4 protein-coding genes are annotated in these 6,709 nt (G+C 40.9%); 2 read left to right on the forward strand and 2 right to left on the reverse strand.

The features are described 5' to 3' along the window. Positions 1–12: 12 nt before the first annotated feature. On the reverse strand, positions 13–672 hold the full coding sequence (gene pgmB / locus AC4J95_RS17615; RefSeq protein WP_494550969.1) for a beta-phosphoglucomutase: 660 nt from the start codon (positions 670–672) through the stop codon (positions 13–15). After that, positions 665–2,950 carry a glycoside hydrolase family 65 protein gene (locus AC4J95_RS17620; protein ID WP_494550970.1) on the reverse strand — a complete coding sequence of 762 codons (2,286 nt, stop codon included), beginning with the start codon at positions 2,948–2,950 and terminating at the stop codon, positions 665–667. Before AC4J95_RS17620 ends, pgmB begins: the two co-directional genes overlap by 8 nt. 500 nt (positions 2,951–3,450) lie before the next feature. Between AC4J95_RS17620 and AC4J95_RS17625 the strand changes: the two genes are divergently transcribed. Further along, on the forward strand, positions 3,451–5,634 hold the full coding sequence (locus AC4J95_RS17625; RefSeq protein ID WP_494550971.1) for a PTS transporter subunit IIBC: 2,184 nt from the start codon (positions 3,451–3,453) through the stop codon (positions 5,632–5,634). A 24-nt stretch (positions 5,635–5,658) separates the two neighbouring features. Next, the gene (locus AC4J95_RS17630; protein ID WP_494550972.1) at positions 5,659–6,474 is read left to right on the forward strand and encodes an endonuclease/exonuclease/phosphatase family protein; all 816 of its coding nucleotides are present in this window, start codon (positions 5,659–5,661) and stop codon (positions 6,472–6,474) included. The last annotated feature ends 235 nt before the right edge of the window (positions 6,475–6,709 follow it).

The following is a 6,709-nucleotide window of genomic DNA, read 5'->3' on the forward strand; positions in this document are numbered from 1 at the left end:
CTGTTCAAAGATTTATTTACTCCATTGTTTTTCCAAATAAGCTAAACTCAATTCAGCAGTCGAACCGACCAATGCGATATCGCTGCCTAATTGATCTGAATTTCCAACACCTACTGGTAAAGCACCGCTGCCTTTGATTGCAGCAATCCCAGCCTGAGCGTCCTCGATTCCGATACATTCGTCAGGTTTTAAACCAACAATCTGCGCAGCTAAAATAAAGATATCCGGTGCAGGTTTTCCAGCTTTTACTTTTGCCGGATCAGCGATCCCATCGAAATACTCGGTCAGTTCCATTTGTTTCAATAGAAAAGGCCCATTTTTACTAGCTGAAGCTAGAGAAATTTTGATGCCGGCTTTTTTTAAGGACTTCAGCAAATCTAAAATACCAGGATAGACATCCTTTGGTGAAACAGCTTGAATCATTTCGACATAATTATCATTTTTCTTTTTTGCCAATTGCTGGAACTCAGCCTCGGAAAAATCTTCCTCGCGATTTCCGTGTTGGAGAATTAACCGCAACGAATCTTCACGGCTTACACCCTTCAATTTCTCGTTGAAGTGGCGATCAATTGAGATGTCCAATCCGTCAGCTAGTTTTTTCCATGCTAGATAATGGTACTCAGCAGTATCGGTAATCACACCGTCTAAATCAAATAAAACACCTTTAAACATTTGGTTCCCCCTGTTCTAGTGGGACCGCTACAGAATCGCTCAAAGAAATTTCATTCCCATAAAGCATCATAGCTAAGGTAGGCCCATCTTTCAAGTCAATTTGCACTTCTTTTTTGTCCACACTTACAGCTAGTAGACGGCCACGGTAGTTAATATGGAAAGAATAGTGATCCCATTCTTTCGGCATCACCGGCGCAAAACTCAAGCTACCGCTCTGTGTCTTCATTTGCGCAAAGCCCTGAACGATTGCCAACCAGCTGCCGGTCATAGAAGTAATATGCAGACCGTCGTCAGTATCGTTATTGTAATTATCCAAGTCCAGACGCGCTGTTCGTTGATACATTTCCATTGATTTATCTGTTAAGCCAAGTTCAGCAGCTAAAATCGCATGAATAGAAGGAGATAGGGAAGACTCGTGAACCGTCATTGGCTCATAAAATTCAAAGTTTTTCCGTTTTTCTTCAGCGGTAAATTGATCGTTAAAGAAATAAATCCCCTGTAAAACATCTGCCTGCTTAATGAAACATGAGCGTAAGATTTTATCCCATGACCAATTTTGGTTCAATGGACGATCTTCTGGTGCCAAGTCAGAAGCCGGCATCAAATCCTTATCTAGGAAGGTATCATGCTGCACGAAGATACCTAATTCTTTATCTGTTGGGAAGTACATGTGCTGGATAATATCCTGCCATTGTGCTTGTTCCTCTGGCGAGATTGCCACCGTTGTCTGATCTTGGTATTTTTTATAGTTTTCCAAGGTATAAGATAGGACCCAAGTCGCCAAATAATTGGTGTACCAGTTATTGTTGATATTATTTTCGTATTCATTTGGTCCAGTCACGCCATGGATCATGTATTTTTGTTGGCGTTTTGAATAATGCACCCGATCGGCCCAGAAGCGTGAAATTTCGGTCAGCACTTCAAGTCCTTCCTTTTGGATGTATGTTTCGTCGCCAGTGTAAGTCGTATAATTATAAATCGCATGAGCAATCGCGCCATTTCGATGGATTTCTTCGAAGGTAATCTCCCATTCATTATGACACTCGATCCCAGTAAAGGTAACCATCGGATACAACGCGCCTTTCAGTCCTTGTTGGCGAGCATTGTGTTGTGCCTGTGGTAATTGGTTGTGGCGATATTTTAGCAAGTTTTTTGTTACGTTTGGATCTGAGATGCCTAGATACATCGGCACGGCATAGGCCTCGGTATCCCAATAAGTCGCACCGCCATATTTCTCGCCTGTGAAGCCTTTTGGACCGATATTTAAGCGTTCATCTTCACCATAATAAGTAGAGAATAATTGGAAAATATTAAAGCGAATACCTTGCTGCGCTTCGTCATCGCCATCAATCAACACATCCGCTAAAGCCCAGCGATTAGCCCATGCTTCATTTTGCTCAGCCAGCAGCTCTTCATAAGAAGCGGCATAGTCCGTCAGCAATTCGATGGCTTTTTCACTTTGCTCCGATTCAGGAACATCACGGCTAGTTAAGATAACCACGCGTTTTTCCAATTGCATCGATTCGTTCGCTTTTAAGTCATACGTAAAGGTCTCGGATACTTCCAATGTGTCATCTTGTTGCAGGCCGATTGCAGAGCTAATATGCTGCATGGCGCCGGTTACAGAAAACTGTTCGATCCCGAAGCTATTCGGAACAGTTTCGGTGGTTAGGAAACTGATGTCTTCTTGATGTCCTCGATTTTTTTCTAACCAAAACATTTCTTCATAATTACTATCTTCATTTTGAACATTGTTATCTAATTTAGAAATGACTTTCAATTCTGCGTCTCCAGCTAAACACTCAGCAGTTAAGCGAATCACAGCTAATTCCTGTTTAATGACACTCAAAAAGCGTTCGAAAGTGAAACGAATCTTTGCATCATCGACTGCTACAACAAATGTACGAGTGAGTACGCCATTTTGCATATTCAACTCTAAATCAAAATCTTCAATTTCAGTGACGGCAAGATCGATCGCATGATCATTCACGAATAGCTTCATTTGAATGAAATCCATGGCATTGATAACTTTACCGAAATATTCTGGGTAGCCATTCTTCCACCAGCCGACACGAGTCTTATCAGGGAACCAGATACCTGCAAGGTAAGTTCCTTGATGATGATCTCCGCTATAGCTTTCTTCAAAATTTCCTCGCATCCCCATATAGCCGTTCCCTATACTAGTTAATGATTCCTGTAGACGACGATTTACTTTATCTAACTGAGTCGTTCGAATTTTCCATGGGTCAATTTCAAAAAGACGCTGAACTTTTTTCATGATAATCCTCCTAATTTGTAATAATGAACAATTTTTCAAAGAAAATTAGTTCAATTCGGATACCGTATATCAGTCAACTAATCCTGCAAAAAACTTTTCTTATCATATACTTTGCGTAAAGTTGAATGGACATCCAAATATTTTTCTTAGCTCTATCATACGCGCAACCGGTTGCGTTAGTCAAGTATTTGTTTACTTAATTCGCAAGATGTTTTGTTTAACAAATTGATTTATTTTAAATTAATTTAGGTGAAAGAGTTTACAAAGAAACGAAATGAGTATATAATGCAAATCAGCGAAACCGATTGCGTAGAACGACGGCAACAAGAAAAATGGCGTGCATAAATGAATCCGTTGATTTTTTTCGTTAGAAAGATTCAGACCTGCTTATGAGTTCACTCAGTAATAGCGGGTATGCACTTTGGTTGTATGTTAGGCGACATCGGATCGAACTAATTTTTCCTGGAAAAATTAATTCATTAAAACAAGGAGGAACAAACATGAAAGGGATCAAAAAGATCTTTAGTTTTGAGTTTTGGCAAAAATTTGGTAAAGCTCTGATGGTGGTAATCGCGGTAATGCCGGCGGCGGGGTTGATGATCAGTATTGGTAAATCTTTACCATTGATCAACGAAAATCTTGGTTGGCTAGTTACTACTGGTGGAGTCGTTGAGAACATAGGTTGGGCCATTATTGGTAATCTTCATTTACTCTTCGCCTTAGCAATTGGTGGAAGTTGGGCGAAAGAACGGGCTGGCGGTGCATTCGCGGCAGGGCTATCATTCATTTTAATTAATCGAATCACTGGCGCAATCTTCGGCGTAACTTCTGATATGTTGGCTAATGCAGAAGCAACAACGCATACTTTATTTGGTCAGAAAATTTTAGTCGACGGCTATTTTACAAGCGTCTTAGAAGCGCCTGCTCTTAATATGGGTGTATTTGTCGGGATCATTGCAGGTTTTGTCGGAGCGACAGCCTACAATAAATACTACAATTTCCGGAAACTACCGGAGGTTTTGACCTTCTTTAATGGAAAACGCTTCGTACCATTTGTGGTTATCTTGCGTTCAGTGATTGTCGCTTTGGTGCTGGCATTCTTTTGGCCGATCATCCAAACGGGAATCAATGAATTTGGTAAGTGGATCGCAAACTCACAGGATACCGCCCCGATACTGGCACCATTCCTGTACGGGACTTTGGAGCGGCTGCTTCTGCCATTTGGACTACATCATATGTTGACGATTCCGATCAACTATACTCAGTTGGGCGGTACTTACGAGATTTTGACCGGTGCACAAGCAGGAAGTCAAGTATTTGGACAAGATCCATTGTGGCTGGCGTGGGCCACAGACTTAGTCAATTTAAAAAATGGCGGCGACATGTCTCAATATCAACATGTATTGACTCAATGGACACCAGCTCGATTCAAAGTGGGACAAATGATCGGATCTTCCGGTATTTTGATGGGGTTAACTTTAGCCATGTATCGGAATGTCGATCCAGACAAGAAGAAAAAATACAAATCGATGTTCCTTTCTGCGGCTGTAGCAGTGTTCTTAACAGGGGTTACAGAGCCGTTAGAGTTTATGTTCATGTTTGTGGCGGTACCGTTATATGCTTGTTATGCAGTGATCCAAGGGGCGGCCTTTGCAATGGCCGACGTGATCAATTTACGGGTCCACTCATTCGGGAATATAGAACTATTGTCTCGTGTTCCAATGGCCTTGCGAGCAGGGCTTGGTAATGATCTGCTTAACTTCGTACTAACAAGTATTGCGTTTGCTGTATTTACCTATTTCTTTGCGAACTTCATGATTAAAAAGTTCAATTTCGCAACGCCGGGAAGAAACGGCAATTATGAAGTAGATAGCGAAGAAACAACAAGTGCACCCGCAGATGGATCAATCTCAGCGGATTCGCAAATTGTGAAAATTATTAATCTACTTGGCGGTCCAAAGAATATTACGGATGTCGATGCATGTATGACTCGTTTGCGTGTGACGGTGGCGGATAATAATATCGTCGGCGGTGAAGAAGCTTGGAAGAAAGCAGGCGCGATGGGATTATTGGTTAAAGACAACGGCGTTCAAGCAGTCTATGGACCAAAAGCCGATATTTTGAAATCAGATATTCAAGATTTATTGGATTCAGGTGTGGAGATACCCGCCAGCAATCTGCAGAATGACTCGAATGAACCATTAAAAGCTGCTGCATCCTTTAAAGGATTGCATATGGAGTTCGCCGCGCCAGCCAACGGAGAATTAATTCCGATTGATCGGGTACAGGACGAAGTGTTCTCCCAAAAAATGATGGGTGAAGGATTTGCTGTTATACCAGAAAATGGCGATATCGCCAGTCCAGTCTCAGGGACGATTGTTTCCGTATTCCCAACGAAGCACGCGATTGGAATTAAAACAGAAGATGAGATCGAAGTGCTGCTCCACATGGGGATCGATACGGTTGATCTAGGCGGTGAAGCATTTAATATCAAAGTTCGTGAGGGCGAAAAAGTCAAGGCGGGCAAAGTTGTTGCTGTGGCTGATCTGGCCAAAATTCAAGAAGCTGGCAAAATGACCACGATGATCGTCGTGTTCACAAATGGTGACAAGATCAAAAATTACCATTATGATAAAACAGGACTCGTTTCTCGTGGGGAAACGATTGGAACAATCGATTATTAAAGTGGGGCGAGAGCAATCAAAGTATTGACCTTGAATACTCATAGCTGGATGGAAGATAATGACCAACAGCAAATTGAGGTATTGGCTAGACGTATTGCAAAAGAAAACTATGATTTGATCGGCTTGCAGGAAGTGAATCAGCTTCTTGCAAGTCCACTAGCAAAAGTAGATAAGTATTTTCAGCCAACTGAAGACCAGCAGACCATTCATCAGGACAATTTTCTGTTCTGCTTAACGGAACGTCTAAAAGAGCTGGGGTGTTGCTATTATTGGAGCTGGACCTACAATCATATCGGCTATGATATTTATCATGAAGGAATCGGTCTATTGTCTAAGACGCCGATGAAAGTAGCGAGTCAATTAGTATCTGAAAGCTCTGACCCTTCAGATTATCACACGAGAAGGGTAGTAATTGGTGAAACAATGATCGCTGATCAGGAGTTAATAGTAGTTAGCAGTCACTTTTCTTGGTGGCAAACGAACGAAAACGCTTTTGCGTACGAATGGCATGCATTGGAAAAAAACTTGTCAGAAAAACAAGGGTCATTGATTATAATGGGAGATTTCAATAATGATGCCAAGAAAGCCGATGAAGGCTATTCTCTGGTTAATAGAAGTTCATTGAAATTAGAGGATGCCTTTTCTTCAGCAAAGGTAAAAATAGGCGAGAATACAGTCGAAAAATCAATCGACGGCTGGGATGAAAATGCTGCGAAACTTCGAATCGATTACATTTTTACTTCTCAAAGTTTTCAGATTGAAAGCTATCAAGTTGTTTTCGATGGGAAAAATGAGTATACAATTAGTGATCATTATGGAATAGAAGTGGCGATGGGCTAGCAGTTTGCTAGTCCATTTTTCTGTTTAACTGAAATTATTTTGAAAAAGTAATGAAAAGTATTTGACATTATTTTTCAATATGATATTATCAATAACGTTGCTGAAACATGTTGATGTGACAACGAAAAATAAATGTTGACAAGCTTTTTGTTGAATGTTATTATTTCGAAGTTGCCAATTGAGTTTCAAACATTTTTCAAAATTAAATGAAAAAAAGTTGTTGACATTCACTCAG

It is taken from the genome of Enterococcus sp. GPZ-007, from assembly GCF_059374735.1.